The 14349-nt window shown below is 63.7% G+C and carries 13 protein-coding genes; 7 read left to right on the forward strand and 6 right to left on the reverse strand.

The genetic code is table 11. The annotated features are described in order from the left end of the window. Positions 1-164: 164 nt before the first annotated feature. The 3 genes from ACMC5O_RS11815 (at position 165) to ACMC5O_RS11825 (ending at position 3734) form a co-directional block, all read left to right on the forward strand. The gene (locus tag ACMC5O_RS11815) at positions 165-1532 is read left to right on the forward strand and encodes a DNA cytosine methyltransferase (protein WP_426692908.1); all 1368 of its coding nucleotides are present in this window, start codon (positions 165-167) and stop codon (positions 1530-1532) included. Between the two features lie 88 nt (positions 1533-1620). Beyond that, positions 1621-2970 (forward strand): MvaI/BcnI family restriction endonuclease, encoded by a 1350-nt coding sequence (locus ACMC5O_RS11820; protein ID WP_426692909.1) that lies wholly within the window; start codon positions 1621-1623, stop codon positions 2968-2970. Beyond that, positions 2967-3734, forward strand: a complete 768-nt coding sequence (locus ACMC5O_RS11825) for a hypothetical protein (protein WP_426692910.1) — start codon at positions 2967-2969, stop codon at positions 3732-3734. Before ACMC5O_RS11820 ends, ACMC5O_RS11825 begins: the two co-directional genes overlap by 4 nt. A 19-nt stretch (positions 3735-3753) precedes the next feature. Here the strand turns inward: ACMC5O_RS11825 and ACMC5O_RS11830 are convergent, their stop codons facing one another. Continuing rightward, a complete protein-coding gene (locus tag ACMC5O_RS11830) occupies positions 3754-4254 on the reverse strand; it encodes a hypothetical protein (protein ID WP_187708606.1) in 501 nt (166 codons plus the stop codon). Here ACMC5O_RS11830 and ACMC5O_RS11835 point away from each other — a divergent pair. Further along, entirely contained in the window at positions 4240-5409 is a 1170-nt protein-coding gene (locus tag ACMC5O_RS11835; RefSeq protein WP_426692911.1) for a hypothetical protein, read from the forward strand. The genes ACMC5O_RS11830 and ACMC5O_RS11835 overlap by 15 nt on opposite strands. A gap of 424 nt (positions 5410-5833) precedes the next feature. Here ACMC5O_RS11835 and ACMC5O_RS11840 read toward each other — a convergent pair whose 3' ends face one another. The 3 genes from ACMC5O_RS11840 to ACMC5O_RS11850 are packed head-to-tail and all read right to left on the reverse strand — an operon-like array spanning position 5834 to position 7272. After that, on the reverse strand, positions 5834-6391 hold the full coding sequence (locus tag ACMC5O_RS11840) for an HD domain-containing protein (RefSeq protein ID WP_426692912.1): 558 nt from the start codon (positions 6389-6391) through the stop codon (positions 5834-5836). After that, positions 6388-6909: a hypothetical protein gene (locus ACMC5O_RS11845; RefSeq protein ID WP_187708605.1), complete on the reverse strand. Its 522-nt coding sequence runs from the start codon at positions 6907-6909 to the stop codon at positions 6388-6390. The genes ACMC5O_RS11840 and ACMC5O_RS11845 overlap by 4 nt, the downstream gene beginning before the upstream one ends. A gap of 24 nt (positions 6910-6933) precedes the next feature. Further along, positions 6934-7272 (reverse strand): hypothetical protein, encoded by a 339-nt coding sequence (locus ACMC5O_RS11850; RefSeq protein ID WP_187708604.1) that lies wholly within the window; start codon positions 7270-7272, stop codon positions 6934-6936. A gap of 178 nt (positions 7273-7450) precedes the next feature. Here ACMC5O_RS11850 and ACMC5O_RS11855 point away from each other — a divergent pair, with 178 nt between their 5' ends. The 3 genes from ACMC5O_RS11855 to ACMC5O_RS11865 all read left to right on the forward strand — a co-directional run bounded on the left by ACMC5O_RS11855 (position 7451) and on the right by ACMC5O_RS11865 (position 10907). After that, a complete protein-coding gene (locus ACMC5O_RS11855) occupies positions 7451-7690 on the forward strand; it encodes an HTH-like domain-containing protein (RefSeq protein WP_187708603.1) in 240 nt (79 codons plus the stop codon). Positions 7691-8299: 609 nt separating this feature from the next. Beyond that, positions 8300-10174: an FRG domain-containing protein gene (locus ACMC5O_RS11860; RefSeq protein ID WP_187708602.1), complete on the forward strand. Its 1875-nt coding sequence runs from the start codon at positions 8300-8302 to the stop codon at positions 10172-10174. Between the two features lie 127 nt (positions 10175-10301). Further along, a complete protein-coding gene (locus ACMC5O_RS11865) occupies positions 10302-10907 on the forward strand; it encodes a PH domain-containing protein (protein ID WP_187708601.1) in 606 nt (201 codons plus the stop codon). A gap of 121 nt (positions 10908-11028) precedes the next feature. Here the strand turns inward: ACMC5O_RS11865 and ACMC5O_RS11870 are convergent, their stop codons facing one another. Beyond that, a complete protein-coding gene (locus ACMC5O_RS11870) occupies positions 11029-12684 on the reverse strand; it encodes an amidohydrolase family protein (RefSeq protein WP_426692913.1) in 1656 nt (551 codons plus the stop codon). A gap of 29 nt (positions 12685-12713) precedes the next feature. After that, the gene (locus ACMC5O_RS11875) at positions 12714-14324 is read right to left on the reverse strand and encodes a tyrosinase family protein (RefSeq protein WP_426692914.1); all 1611 of its coding nucleotides are present in this window, start codon (positions 14322-14324) and stop codon (positions 12714-12716) included. Positions 14325-14349: the final 25 nt, after the last annotated feature.

A 14349-nucleotide genomic window follows, 5' to 3' on the forward strand; every position in this document is an offset into this window, starting at 1 on the left:
ATGAGGCGGTGCGGTCCGTTCCGGCGCCGCGGCCGGGGTGCAATTGGGTGGCCTGATCGGGCAAACCCGTCCAAATCCGCGATGGGCCGGAAACCCCCTGGACTTCGGCACGACTACCGGCCATGGTCAATTCAACGGATGACTCAAGGAACCAAGTGCCAATCATGAGTGACGCTACGGGATTGACGATGGTCGACTTATTCGCCGGCTGCGGCGGGCTCTCGCTGGGGATGGAAAACGCCGGTTTCACGCCGGTGTTCGTCAACGAGCTCAACGAGCACGCGATGGCGACGTACCTCGCGAACAGGCACCACATCGTCGGTGGCAAGCCCTTTGCCGAACAAGCACACCTCCGCTGTCACGACGCCCACGATCTGCAGGGCGAGCGGCTGAAGAAGATGGTCGCGGACCTCGAGGCTCTCGGCCTCGTATTTCCGGCAGAGAAGGAAGCGAAGAGCGGGAAGGGCGGCAGCACTCTCGACCTGCTTGCCGGTGGACCACCATGCCAGGGCTATTCCGGCATAGGTCACCGTAGGTCCTACTCGGTCGACAAGAGGGACCTTCCTTCCAACCAGCTCTACCAGCGCATGGCGAAAATCATCCGGCGCCTGCGGCCACGGATCTTCCTGTTCGAGAACGTCCGGGGCCTATTGACGTCCAAGTGGACTAGGGACGGCGAGCACAGGATCTGGGACGACGTCCTCGCGGAGTTCCGGCGCATCCCGGGTTACCACGTCCGCTGGACGCTAGTCCGCGCCGGCGATTACGGCGTGCCACAAAACCGGCCACGGGTCCTTATCGTCGGCATCCGCAAGGATGTCGCAAATGCCAATCCAATGATCGACCTTAAGGGCGACCCGAAGAAAGAAGACGCGGTGAAATGCGGCTTTCTGCCAAAGCCGGAGCCCTCCGACTGTCCAGACCTTATCGACCTCCTCGACGATTTGGTCGATCCGAAGATGGACAAGTACTTCGAGACCGGTGTCTACCCGCCGGGACGCTTGGTCACGACAGAATACCCGCGTCCTGCAACTACGCCGGAGCAAGAGGCCATGAGGGTCCCGGCGCCGAAACACGAGCACCGGCGCTCGGGCGAGGTCACCGACCACGAGTACTCCAAGCACGCCCCGAACATCGTCAAGAAATTCCGGCACATGATCGACAACGAGGGCGAGATCCCCGAGCACGCGCGCACGAAGAAATTCGCACAACGCGTGCTGCCCAAGAGGTGGGGCAAGAAGGCCCCGAGCATCACCGCGACGTCGCTTCCCGACGACTACGTGCATTACGCCCAGCCGCGCTCGCTCACGGTGCGCGAGTGGGCGCGGTTGCAGACGTTCCCGGACTGGTATCGCTTCGAGGGAAAGCGGACGACCGGCGGCTTGCGCCGAGCAGGCAATCCCCGCGAAGGGAACTTCGACCGGGAGGTCCCGAAATACACGCAGATCGGGAACGCGGTGCCGGTTCGCCTGGCGGAGCGCGTCGGGGAACACTTCAGGCGCATCCTCGAGGCATCATCGGCCGGCAAGTGATGGCACCGTAGACACTTCGCTCGTCCGCCCGCTAGCAGGGCGGAATGAGCCAGTTGTGCACCGCTTCCCTCACCGAGACCGCCGTTGCGTGGACGGTTCCGTGCTGAGCCTGTCCAACCGCGACGTCGCCGCGACCCTGCGCGTGTTCGCCGGGCACGGGATCGACTGCGCCTTCCTCGTTCCCACCGCGACCGGGCTTGAGAAGTCCATCATGGACGCGACGGACGGGGTCCGCGCCTGGCTTCGCGAGCAAGGGATCCACGACTACTCGGGGCAGCAACAGGGGCCGGACGGGAAGGTGCTGGTCGGCACCGTCCTGTTCTCGCGGGGTGAGGTGATCGAGACGAGCACGTCGTTGTACCGGCCCAACACGAAGCAGGGCGACCCGCGCGTCTGGTTCGCTTCGCTGGCGAAGTTTGCTGGCCCCGGTGACCTGTTGGCCATCTGCGCTGCCGGCAAAAAGCTCCTCGTCGTCAACACGTCGCAAAGCGAGTTTCCCTTGCTACTCGATGACCGCGCCTCGCCGTTCTGGCGCGCGTGGAGCGCGGAGCGGCCCACGCCGGAAGCGGTGGCCAGGCTGAGCGCGGCCGAGGCAACCGCGCTCCTTCTTGATTCCACTTCGTCGACCAACCGGGCGGCCCCGTCGCCTTTCTTTGCGGCAATAAAGAATGTCCGTGCAGCGGGTGCAGCGCCAGCAGGCCCACTATCGCGAGAGGCACTGGAGTTGTTGGCGATGCTCAAGTCGGTGGCTGCGCGCGGTTTCGTGCCCACCATGAGGCCAGGCGACACAGGCGTTGGCTACACGCTTGAGAGCCTGCTCGGCATCAAGTGCAACAGCAGCAAGGCACCTGATTACAAGGGCATCGAGATCAAGGCCGGTCGCAAGGGATCGCACGAGAAGGGCCGGACAACGATCCTTTCACAGGTCCCGGACTGGAGCATCAGCCGGCTGAAGGGGTCGACCGCCATCCTGAGGGAGCGAGGCCGCTTTAACGAGAAGAAGGGACGCAACCAGCTCTTCCACGAGATGTGCGCCTCTACGTGTAACAGCTACGGGCTCGTGCTCGAGGTGCAAGGCAGCGACTTCTTGCACCAGTCGTGGACGGACGGGACCCAGGTCGTCCGGGACGCGACTTGGAAGTTCGAAAAGCTTTTCTCTCGCCTCGCGGAAAAGCACGGGCAAACCTTCTGGGTGAAGGCGGATACCCGTGGAACTGGTGCGACCGAGCAGTTCCACTACGTCACGGCGCGGTACACGTCGGGGGTCAGCGAGGCGAGGTTGCCGATGCTGCTCGAGGCCGGCGTGATCACCCTGGACTACACGATCAAGGAGACGAAGACCGGCGCGGCGAAGGACCAGGGCTACCTGTTCAAGATCAAGCAATCGGACCTGCCACTCTTGTTCAAGTCGCCGCTGGACTTCGAACTCGCCGCGTGAGCCTCGCGGACAGCGTTTCGTCTCCCGGGGCGGCCACGTCCGGCAAGAAGCGCCGCGCGCCCAGGGACGTGGACGCGCCGACGCGATCAGAGAAAGCCAAGCTCACCCGCCTCGCGGGAGACCTCGCGCGGTGGTGGGCGACGAGCGGCCGAGACTACCCGTGGCGCGCGGACGAGGCCGGCACCTACGAGAGGATCGTCGTCGAGGTCTTGTTGCAGCGTACCACCGCGGCGGCCGTCTCGCGGTTTTACCCGGCTTTCGTACACCGGTTCCCCGGCTGGCACGAGCTCGCCGACGCCACGCCGGAAGACCTCGAGGAGTTCCTAAGGCCACTCGGGCTGTGGCGCAGGCGGGCGGCTTCCCTGCTCGGCATAGCAAGGTACGCCGCGGGCACGGGTGGAAAGTTCCCGTCGAACCCGGCCGAGCACGCGGGGATCCCCGCGGTCGGGCAGTACGTCTCGAACGCGGTGCTCATGTTCCAGCACGGGAAGGCGGCGCCGCTGCTCGATGTTAACATGGCCCGCGTGCTCGAGCGGGTCGTTCGACCGCGGCGGCTCGCGGACATCAGGTACGATCCCTGGCTACAGGCAGCGGCCAAGTGGTTCGTGAGGGGGCCGCGACCTAGCGAGACCAACTGGGCGGTCCTGGATTTCGCGGCGCTCGTGTGCAAGGCGCGCAGGCCACTGTGCCAGGAGTGTCCCGTGAACCGCTACTGCGCCTTCTTCCGCCGCACGGCCGAGCAGGAAGCGCCTGGGAAACGGTGAGAGAGGAGGACTCCTGCGGCTAGTCGCCGAGTGATCCCGCGTACCGGTAGCCGTTGCCGGAAAACCGGAAGCCAGGCGGTAATTGCTTCCCCAGGTAGCGGGCCGCGGCGTCTCCGCCCGCCGGGTGCCCGACGAACCCCAGCCGTCCTCGCAACTCGCGCTCGTACCCGGGGAAGTTCGCCCGCGTCGCGGGACGCCACTCGGTCGGCTCGAAGACAGCGACCACGGTCCGGTCCTTGGTCGCGAGCACGTACTGCACCTGCGACGCGCGCGACGGCGAGACTCGCCAGGCGTAGCGCGCGGCATCGTACGCGCCGAGACGCGGATAGCTCTGGTTGATGCTCACGACGAGCAGCGCGTCGGGCGTATCTAGCTCGACGACGTCCGGTCCCTCGTGCCCCGCCGGCATGCCCGCTCCACCTTTCACCATGACGCCGTATAGGGCGACTGAGCGAGGTTTCGGAAGCGCGTAGCCGTCGTCGCCGCAACCGAGGGAAGGAGGAGCATGAGTTACTACCACGGCCGCCAGGACCTAGTCGCCTTGCCCCAGGACTTGCAGGACTTCGCATGGTCGGCGCCGATGCGTGACCTAGCGGCAAAGGTCGGCGTGTCAGACGTGGGCCTGAAGAAGCTCTTGAAGTCGCACGGCATCATCACCCCGCCGCAGGGCTACTGGAACAAGCTCCACGCCGGAAAGCCTGTGCCGAAGTGCCCCAAGGTGGCGTCGCGGCGTCCCGGCGAGGCAGGGCGCGTACGTCTCGATGCACGGTTTGCGGAGGTCGTGCACTCGGTCGAGCCGCTCCCGTCTTCGGGACCGTTTGCCTCGGCCGCCGTACCGGGAGACCTCGACGCCTTGTACGAACAGGAGCTTGAGGCGATTGGCCGCGTGGCTGTCCCGAGAAAGCTCGAGCGAGTCCACCACGGCCTGACGCAACTCTTCAAGCAGGAGGAGCGCCGACGCGAGAAGTTCGCTGCGAGCGGCTGGTCGTGGGATGCGCCGAAGTTCGAGTCAGCGGTCGACAAGCGGCGCTTGAGGATCCTGAACGCGATTTTCATGGCGCTCGGGCGGAGGGGACATGCTGCCGGCGCGCACGAGCGCGACGGCGAGATCCATGCGTCGGCGACCATAGGCGACACGCGTGTCGGGCTCAGCATCGGTATCGCAGTGAAGCATCGGACAGTGCGCGAGTTTGGACGCGACCGGCCTGCACCGGACCTGCCAGCGTCCACGCCGCTCACACTCGTGATCAACGCCAACCTGGACGGGAAAGCCGTCGCTCGGTGGGAGGACAACAAGGGCAAGGACCTCGAGTCCATGATCGCGCCGATCGTGGCGAGCATCGTCGTTGCCGGCGAGGCTAACTTCCGACGCGGCTTGAGGCAGGCCGAGGAGTGGGCGGAGCAGTCGCGGCAGTGGGAGGAGCAGCGCCGGCGGGAGCAGGTCGAGGCCCGTAATCGCGAGCGGCTAGGGCGACTGCGAGAGAGCGCCGAGCTCCTCCGCCAAGCCGAGGAACTGCGCGCGCTAGTTGCGCGCGTGCGCGACGCGGTAGTCGCCGGCTCCGTCGGCATCCATCAAGCGAGCCTCGCGGCGTGGGAAGAATGGGCGTCGGCGGAGGCGGACAGGCTAGACCCCGTCCTGTCGGGCCAGGTCCTGACGCACCTCGAGGAAACGTAGGGTCGGGCTGCACTCAATCAGCAGTGGGCCAGCCGACCGCTCGGATCGAACCGGGGCAAGCGTATGGCCTGTCCGCCTCGAAGCATGGCGCAGCTCAGGTCCGTTGCACCGACCGAACACCAGGCCGCGATGCGGTTGTAGGTCGTACCGGTCGGTTGGCACTCCACCGTTCGTCCACTGATCAGCCGCTCCAGGGCCGCCTTTGATCGCAAGGGGTCACCGGGCGCGCATGCACGGCGGGGTTGGCAGGCGCCGGGCATCTCGGGCGCATCGATCGCGGCGAGCCGGATCCTCGTACCGTCGGTGCAGCGAAAGGTATCCCCGTCATGCACGTTGGCAACGCGGCAGGAAAACCGCGGCCTGTCCCCGGCCCATTGCTGCGCATGGGGCGCCGCGGCGGCGAGCAAGAGTAGCAGCATGGTCGTCACGCGGCACCGCGCATCGAGGCAAGCCCGTCCGAGTAAGCGCGGTCAAAGGCAGCCTCGAGCCGTGGATTGGCGCCGCGAAGGGCATCAACCACCTGCTTGGCCCAGTGGAAATAGTCCTCCCTGCGCTGCAGCGGCCAGTCGGCGGGAGGCGAGGTGGCGATGTCGCGCAGATTGCTGATCTTGTCCGCCAGCTTCACCAGCTTCGCCGCGTTCGACTTGTGCGCGGCCCTGGCGACCTGGAGACGCTTCCGCTCTTCCTTCGCTAGCGACTTGTCGTCGGTGACCTCCGCCACGATCCCGGCGACCCGGCTGCCGAACGCGCGCTCGAGTTCTTCCACCGTCGTGTCGGTGTCCTCCACGGTGTCGTGGAGCAACGCGGCAACGAGCACCTCGGGATCGTCGACATCTCCCTCGGAGACGAGGATGTTCGCGAGCGCGAGCGGGTGGTTGATGTAGGGGGATGCATCGGCATCCTTCCTGCGCTGCATGCGGTGCTTCTCGGCCGCGAAGCGGGCGGCCTCCAGGACCAGCGCCAAGTCCGCTCGTGCTGTCACAAATCCCCCACCAAGCTCGCTCGACAGAAACGACCCACCAGCCGCGAGAGTAGCCCGCGCCGATTGTTCCGGGTCTTGGCTACCTCGATAACTGGTCTCGGGCCCGGCAGCTGGTTTTCCTGGACCGATGTCCCGACGAGGACGCCGTCGCGGATCTCGAGGAAAATGTCCCGTTCGTACCGGCTCCCGAAGCCTACATGGATGTACTCGAGCAGTTCGCCGTCAGTCACTCGGAGAGTGCCCGAGTACCACTCGGCGAAAACCTTGCCGGTCGTGCCAGGGAAAAGCGTCGCCAGTGACGCGGCGGAGCCGTCATGCAGGGTCGCCTCGAGCTTTTTCAGGTAGAGGCGGTCATCCGCGATTTCCCAGCTCGCGACGTACCCCCGCCGGTTCGCGGTGTGCGGCCACCGGAAGATGCCTGCGTTGCCCGTCTCCTGGAGCCAGGGCTGGAGCGGGAGACTGCAGAGCGGGAAAATCCGCCCGTCGTAGGACAGCCGATCGCGGACCTGGGCTGTCATTGACGCTTGGATCCTCGCCGTCCGCTACACCTCACGGGCGCTAATCCTCGTCGTGTTCAGCGCCAGCTCCCCGTCGCAGTAGCTGAGCTGGATTTCTGGTCCGTCGAGCGCCGCGACGAGCCTCCTAAGTGTCGCTCCGTTCGCCGCGATCGGGGATGTCCAGGTCCCTGACCCGGGTATGTCCATCGCTGCATCGCTTGACCTGACCGACAGCCCGTCGCTCGAGGCCGCGAAGATCACTTCCCGTTCGAACTGGATGCCCTTGCGCCGCAGCGTCGCTCGGCGCCTGGCCGTACCGATCGCGGCCACCAGGTCGCGCTTCTGTATCGTGATGTTCCACGTCGCTTGGTCCAGTTCGGCCATACGCTACTTGCCTTCACACCGTCGCTGGAGAACGCTGACGATAAAGTCAGGGTGGCAAGTGAAGCTCAATCAGCATTTGCACGCAAGGTCCGATTGGCAACCTGCAGCCGATTGTTGCAAGCGAATTAGATTTTAGCTAAAAGCTAATTGCAACGAACATCGCGCGGGGAGATTCAGCGTGCGGACTAGTGACATCCTGACTCGCATTCGGCGCGCGATAGAGAAGTCGCCGAGGAACGGTTACGTCGCGGAACTTCACGTCCAGGCCATCAAGTACGCCGAAGAACTCGAAGGGGTGACCGGGAGGGAGTTCTGCGAGGCGCTCGGCATCGGGCCGTCGTTCGGTACCGAGTTCGCCAAGATGCGGAAAATTGCGCCGCGACTTAAAGCTGCCGGCCTCGATGTTGACCGCCTTTGAAGCGAGCGATCCGCGCTCGCGCATTTCAGGCGGTCCTGAAGTTGACCGTGAATCTACGGGGTGTTTTCTATGAAAGCGCAAAGCGGGGGACGTCATGCCGATAACAGCGGACCGCGGGGGAGTGACTGCGAACTATTGGTACGAATCTGGCATCAAAGTCGACGCCGCGGTTCAGAGTGGCGATGTCAAGCTGCGTTTCAAGCTTGATTCGAAAGGGGGCGGGACGACAGACGTGCGGATAAACATAGATCCCGCGAGCTTCCAGCAAATCATCGATTGCATGTTGGAGTGTGAGTTCTCTCACGCGGTGAATGCATTCGCCAAGTCGCTCGTTCGGAGAGATAAGGCGCGCGCAGGCTGAGGCGAGCAAACGCACGGTTGCCTAGAAGTCAGCCCAAAATGACGCTCTCCTGCGCGCCTGGGTCCCGCAGGTCCAAATTCAGCTGATGACTTGTCGACTTCCCCCATGATGTACGCCATGTGGCTAAGTGATCACTGCCGCTGGCGCCCTGTAAAGTGGCGCCTCGTGGGTCAGGTACTGATCGCGCGAATATTGGTAGCGGGATAGCGTATCGGAGGATCTGCGGCCGCTTCGAGGAGAGGTTGGTCGTGCCCGCACAAGTCGCGCAACACTCGGACGTTCAGGAGACTTTCCGGACGGTCTTCGAGAGCGTCAATCTGCCCTACTTGGCGGTGGACGTGGATCGCGTGGCAGAGGCAATCCGCGATCACGGGCTTCGGGCGGAAAGTCATTGTTCGATCCCGTTGATTGGATCGGGAGACCGTCGCGACGGGCTGGTTGGCTCCTGGCGAGGCTTGTTGCGCCGGATCGATCCGCCGGAATGGGTAATTGCAGCGATTCTCGACACGCCTACCATGGGAGCGCAGATTGCAGCATCTCGGCCGGTAATTCGCAATTGCAACGACGTTCCGTACTTTGCGATCTCCGAATCGAACGATGAGCTAACTTGGACTGAGGAGACGATTTGGCCGATCGCCTACTCATCGCTGCTGCGCCAGTTAAAGTCGCTCGTCGACCTACATCAGGTCCGAATTCAGGAGATCCTGAACCGCCGCCTTAAACAGTATGAAGAGGCGGGTTTGGCGAGAGAGAATGTCGGCCTGTTTGATGAAACCACGCGCATTCTACCTACCGATTTGCATTACGCATTCGCTTCGTTGGGCGCTTGGCTCGGCGGGGCGATGAACGTCCAGTACTTCGCTAGCTATGCTGTCGCGCCGCAGCTGCGCAATCCGGAGTATGCGCTAAGTTGCGCGGCGGCGATGGGCTACACCCGCGCCGAGTCGAGAGACCTAGATAATGGCGGCTTAGTGGCCGTGCCCATTGCGGTAGCTCAGCCGCTGATTTCGACCCAGGGAGACCCGACAGTCTTCGGAAGCATTCCGGTCAACGAGTTCAGCGCTGCCAATCCGCCGCACGTTGCCGCACTTAAGCGTACTGGCATCGATCCCAAGCATCCCGGATTCCTCATCGATCGACACTATCGAGGCACTTTTCTCGGCCGGGCGATTGGGGATGACGCGCTGTATGGAGCGCGAAACGTTCTCAGGGACCACTTCGAAGGTTTTTACCCCCGGCGCCAGCGCGACGACCTAATTCGCTGTCGTCAGTTTTCAGTCCCAGTCTACGAAGTGGGATCGATTGAAGAAGCTCGAGAAATCGTCGCGCAGATCCCAATTCACGACGAGGAAAACGGAATTTTCTTTCGTGGCCAAACCGGCTTTTACACTCTGGACCGGCCCCGCCGGGTCAAACGTCTTCTGTTCGGCAATTCGTGTGCGATCGAGCCATCATTGCCAACGTCGGCATCACGCCATCGGCACGAGTACGACCCCGCTCACTTTTCGTTGCGTTTCTTTCTTGAGCACCATGTCATTCCGGAAATCATGGATGGTGAAGATTGGAAGGATGCCTGGCGCGCCTCCGTAACGGACCCGGAACTGGCGATCGATTATGCAATGATGGCATTCGCCCAGCACTATGGTCTGCCATCGCACGGCCTAGACGTGACGACGAGTCTGGACGTCGCGACATGGTTCGCGACTCAGAAGTACAGCAGTGCAGGCGGCATCGCGCAGTACAATGTACTGGAAGCATCGGGGTGGCCGAAGAGGAGGCGTGAGTGGCCCACAGTGTTTGTGTTTCAGAACGTCTCGTGGTCCCTGCAATGCTCTCTTCAGGACTGCCGGGAACTCGAGGCGTTTGGCCTACGCGCGCTTCGACCGGAGCGGCAAAGCGCGCGCTTTTTCCTCGGTGGGCACTCGGAGCATCGAAACCGCCTCGCTGAAACGGCGGTCTGTGTGCTTCGTTTGAAGCCTGCCAGCTACGAGACGACGTGCGACTTCGGGTACCTCTTTCCGTCTCCAGACGAGGATCCGGGATATCGCGCGATGCTGCGGTTTGCAGAGCAAGATTTCTCGGCCGGCGTTGGTCACTACGTGAACCGGTTCCATCCTGATTAGCGCATACGCAGCAATTCAGCGATCCATGCGCGGGACATCACGCCATAGCTCCTACCCTTGGGTTTGCATTTATTGCCTCACTATCAGATGAAACTGGCCCTGGTGTTGCGTAGAGGGGGCACGTTCTTTGGACAACGAAGAGAAGTACAGGCAGCTCACGGAGGCTGCTGATTGGGCTGGCATTTGCGCGTTAAACGGCGTTGCGCTCGACGCATTCGGCACGAAGAAGGAGCTCGGTGTCCTAAGGGAACACCTTGAACCCGGCGAGATTGTCTTTGCCCTGACTTCGGGCATCGTGAAGCACAGCGAGACTTCCAATTCGTCGGACTGGGGTTCCAACACGTGGCTGATCGCACTTACCAACGAGCGTTTCCTGTTCTTGGATTGTGCGCTGCTGACGCGATCCGTCGACGTGCAAAGCATCCGGTTGGACCGGGTCCAGGCGGTGTCGAGCTCCCAGGGCTGGGTGCTCGGCAAGGTCATGATCGATCTCGGCAGCCGAATGGCCGTCATCGACAACTGCCAGAAGGCAACGGTCGCTGTCATCGGCGACTTGGCCAACAAGCTGCTGCGTGAGCGTGAGAACGCCAGGTCACCTGCCCCAACTCGGGGAGGAGGCCCAAGCGACGACGATCCAATCGAGAAACTCGAGAGGCTGGCAGCACTCCACGCATCCGGTGCGCTGACGGACGGGGAATTCGCCGCCGCTAAAGGCAAGCTACTCGGGCTCTGACGAGGGGGTTCGAACCCCGCTTGACGTAACGTCGATTGTCATGCGCCTAGCATCCCTTCCCGCGAGCCGAGATAGGGTCATAAGAGCACGGCGTATCGACAGTACGGTCGCAGGAGCCGGGTCACGCGGGGATGTTTTTCGGAGGCATCCCCCGCATCGCGTAGAACGCCAGCAACCGTTTCCGGGTGGCAGTTCCATCGGAGATCCCGAGGAAGCGGACGGCATTGCCGTAGAACACGCCGTCGATTTGTCCGGACGTTAGCCCTGCGTCCGCTAGGAGCGCCGCGACACGCCCAGGGTAGCTAGGTGGCTCCGGATACGCGCGTTCGATCCCGAGCATGACCCAGTCACTGCCGAACACGAGGTGACGCGCCTCAGGGTCATACGCCAAGTACTTCTTCAGTCCCTGGACGGCTCTCCGCCGATAGTCTTCATGGAACAAGTCCGAGAGATAGCTGAGGTCGGCGAACAGCAGGGCATCCGGGTTGGCTTGGACGAAGCGCCCGAATGCCGCTTCCCATGTTTTCTCGAACGGCATCTCGTCGTTCGGACAGGCGGCCGGGCCCTCGCCGCTACTTCGGTCGCGGAAGCGGCCGAAATGGCCGAGCAGGACGCGCAGCGCAGGGTGCCTGCGGATCACTGGGAACCAGTAGTCGGGGTCGGCGCGCCGGCCGTAGCCGCGCCGGCTCCCGTTTGACGCGGCCGCGTGCGCTAGGACGGGTGCATCGAGCTCGAGGCAGAGCGACCACAATTCGTCCAGCGAACGGTCGATCTCGGCCCCCGCTTTTTGCGCGCTGCCGAACACGGTGCGGACGTGTTCCGGGAAGTCCTCCCCCGAGGTGCCGTTCCCGGAAGCCCGGAAGCCCATCGGCGGATAGAGCTTGATTCCAACAAATCCCTGGCGGGTTAGCGCGTCTTTGGCTAAGTTCAGCGGGTCCCAGGAACCGTCAATGACCGGCAATCGGTTCCGGTAAAGTGCACGGCGCAGGGGATCGAAGGCGACGTAGCCGTGCACGGGAGGTAGCGACGGGTCGCTCGCGACTTGCCCCATGGCGTTCGCCTGGTCGACCAGCGACGAGCGAAGCGATTGTCCGAGCCAGTTCGAATAATCGACCAACGCCGGGCACAGCAACGCCGCGTCGTAGCCCCCCGCGGCGTGCGCCTTCGCGAGTGTGCGGGCCAAGGTAGCGCGGCGTGACCGGAAGCTCCTCAGCCATTCGACGATGCTGCCGATGCTGGGCTGTGGAGCCGGGCCCGTCGGGCACGTGGCAAGCGCGCCGCTTGCGCCAAGCTCGCGAAGCGCCTGTTCCGCCTGCAGTTGCTCCTTGCGCAGTTCGCTCTCATTCTGGCGACCGAGAGACGGGGAATCCTGGACGAATGCACCCGCGCCCTCTGCTTCTCCCTTGGCGCTGATGACGCCGCGCGAGACGAGAGCCTCGATCCTCTGGAGCGATTTCAAAAGGATTTTTTTCGGCAAGGAGGAGCCTGGCTCGACGCCGAGCATGCACTGCTGGATGAAGGTTGCCGCTGGGAGGTCGGTCACGTTGAAGACGTGGCAATGTGCGTCGACCATGCGACGTCGAGGGGCCACGAACGCCATGCCGGCGGGCCGGGTCTTGCAGGCCGCCAGCATTGCGCCGGCGAGGGCCGCTAGGGCGCCGATTGAGCCCCGACGAGTCCAGCGGCGCGGACTCGCCGCATCCTCTTCAGTCCCATCTCCTGCACGACCCGTTTGACCGGTGTAGTCATGGACGACCGGAGGAATTACGGAACCCACGAATGCTTCCCCTTCGAACTGGGCCTTGATCACCGTTTCCGCTGATCGACGACCACGGCGATCTCCCCGATCGTCAACTTGCCCGGCCGTTTTAGGCGCGGCACATTTCCTATCGGTCGCAGTAGATCGAACGGGATCACGCGCACGTCCACCCGGCTCGCGTCCGCGACGGCCGCGGTGATGTCGATGCGATGCGACACGCCCGCAGCCTGCTCGTGCGCGTGGCCCGCGGGGGCATCGTGTGCCAGCCCGAACAGGGGGATGGTCCCGACATAGTTCGGCAGGTCGCGGCTCGGCGTCGCCCCTGCGGGTAGATTGACATACACGTCGTATCCTACCGCCGTGACGCCGGTGAGCTTCAGTCCACGAAGCTCGAGGATCACGCGGTGCCCCTTGCGCTGTGCCCGCGTCGAGAAGAACTGGCTGGCAGTAGGCGCGGCGACCGGCAGCTCGACGTGAAGCGGGACCGTGTCTGAAAGCGCCCGTCCGACGCTGCCCGTGCCGGCTTCCATGGATTGCACTTCGAACTGCCTGCTCGGCGCGGCGAGCCCGGCGCCGATCGCCTGCAAGCTCAGCCGGTGGCATGCCGGGTCGTCCGAATCATACCGGAGATCGAGGTTCGCTCGATCGAGGTAGAAGCGTCTCTTTTCTTTCTTCTGTGATCCGTCGGCATCGAAGAAAATCCATGGCTTCTCCTCGAACCACGGAGCCGGCGGCAGCGTGCCCCACGTACGGTCTGGCAGGCACTCCCACGCCGTCCACATGCGATCGATATTCGTGTGATGCACCCAGAAGATGGGGTCGAAGGCGGCGGTTGGAACGGACGCCATCAGGCCGCTCGTGCTGCCCTGCGCCTCTTCCATTTCTGGATCACCAAAGCCGATTGCACCGCCTATAGCGAAGTGGATCAAGTCGTGCGGGGCCTGCTCGGCGAGACCCCGCGTGCGGGGGTCGCTGTCTGCCACGCCGCCGGCGAATCCCGCCCGTTCAATGGCGCCGAAGAACCGCTTCTCTGCGAGCGCCCGCGCGCCGTCGGCGACCTCGGGAGCAAGCTCGTAGAGGCCGGACATGAAGGCGATCTCGCGACGCAGGTCGTAGAGCGGGTTCTGCGGATTCCCATCGGCATCCGCGTCCTCATCACCAAAGAGAGCGGGAAACCGGCGTTGCGAAGCGTCCGCGTAGTTCCAGTAAGGCAGGGCGAAATCGGCCTCGCCGGATGCCTTCCGCAGGATGCGCTCGAAATAATAAAGATACGCGCGGTGCCAAAGGAGGAAATTCGCGGAGTTCTCCCCGTGATGCGGGCACTTGTTCCAGAACTGGCGTGCCTGTGCCACGTTCGGATCGCGCTGCTCGGCGGCATCCATGGCGTCCTCGCGCACGGCGTGAATGGCTGCCTGGAAGAACCAGCTTTCGGGATCAGATGGCGGCTTCGCCTTCATCGCGGCGACACCGCGCTTCAGGGCCGAGACCATTCGAGCGTCCTGCGAGAAGCTTTCCAGCTTCATCCTGGTCGGCGCGGCCTGTGCCCTGGCGCTGCCGCCGAACGAAGCGGCGACCAGGACTGAGCATCCTGCTGCAATCGCGGAACGGCGATCGAATAGCTGTGAACCCCGTGAGAATGAATTGCCTTGGTGGGCCACTGTCGTTTCCCCCTCTCGCGCCGCT

Origin of the sequence: Sphingomonas sediminicola, from assembly GCF_049991885.1 — a bacterium.
Taxonomy (GTDB): Bacteria; Pseudomonadota; Alphaproteobacteria; order Sphingomonadales; family Sphingomonadaceae; genus Sphingomicrobium; species Sphingomicrobium sediminicola.

Excerpts from the sequence above, each read along its gene's own strand:
- ACMC5O_RS11835 (WP_426692911.1), top strand. The coding sequence starts at position 4,240 with ATGAGTTACTACCACGGCCGCCAGGACCTAGTCGCCTTGCCCCAGGAC.
- ACMC5O_RS11845 (WP_187708605.1), bottom strand. The coding sequence starts at position 6,909 with ATGACAGCCCAGGTCCGCGATCGGCTGTCCTACGACGGGCGGATTTTC.
- ACMC5O_RS11815 (WP_426692908.1), top strand. The coding sequence starts at position 165 with ATGAGTGACGCTACGGGATTGACGATGGTCGACTTATTCGCCGGCTGC.
- ACMC5O_RS11850 (WP_187708604.1), bottom strand. The coding sequence starts at position 7,272 with ATGGCCGAACTGGACCAAGCGACGTGGAACATCACGATACAGAAGCGC.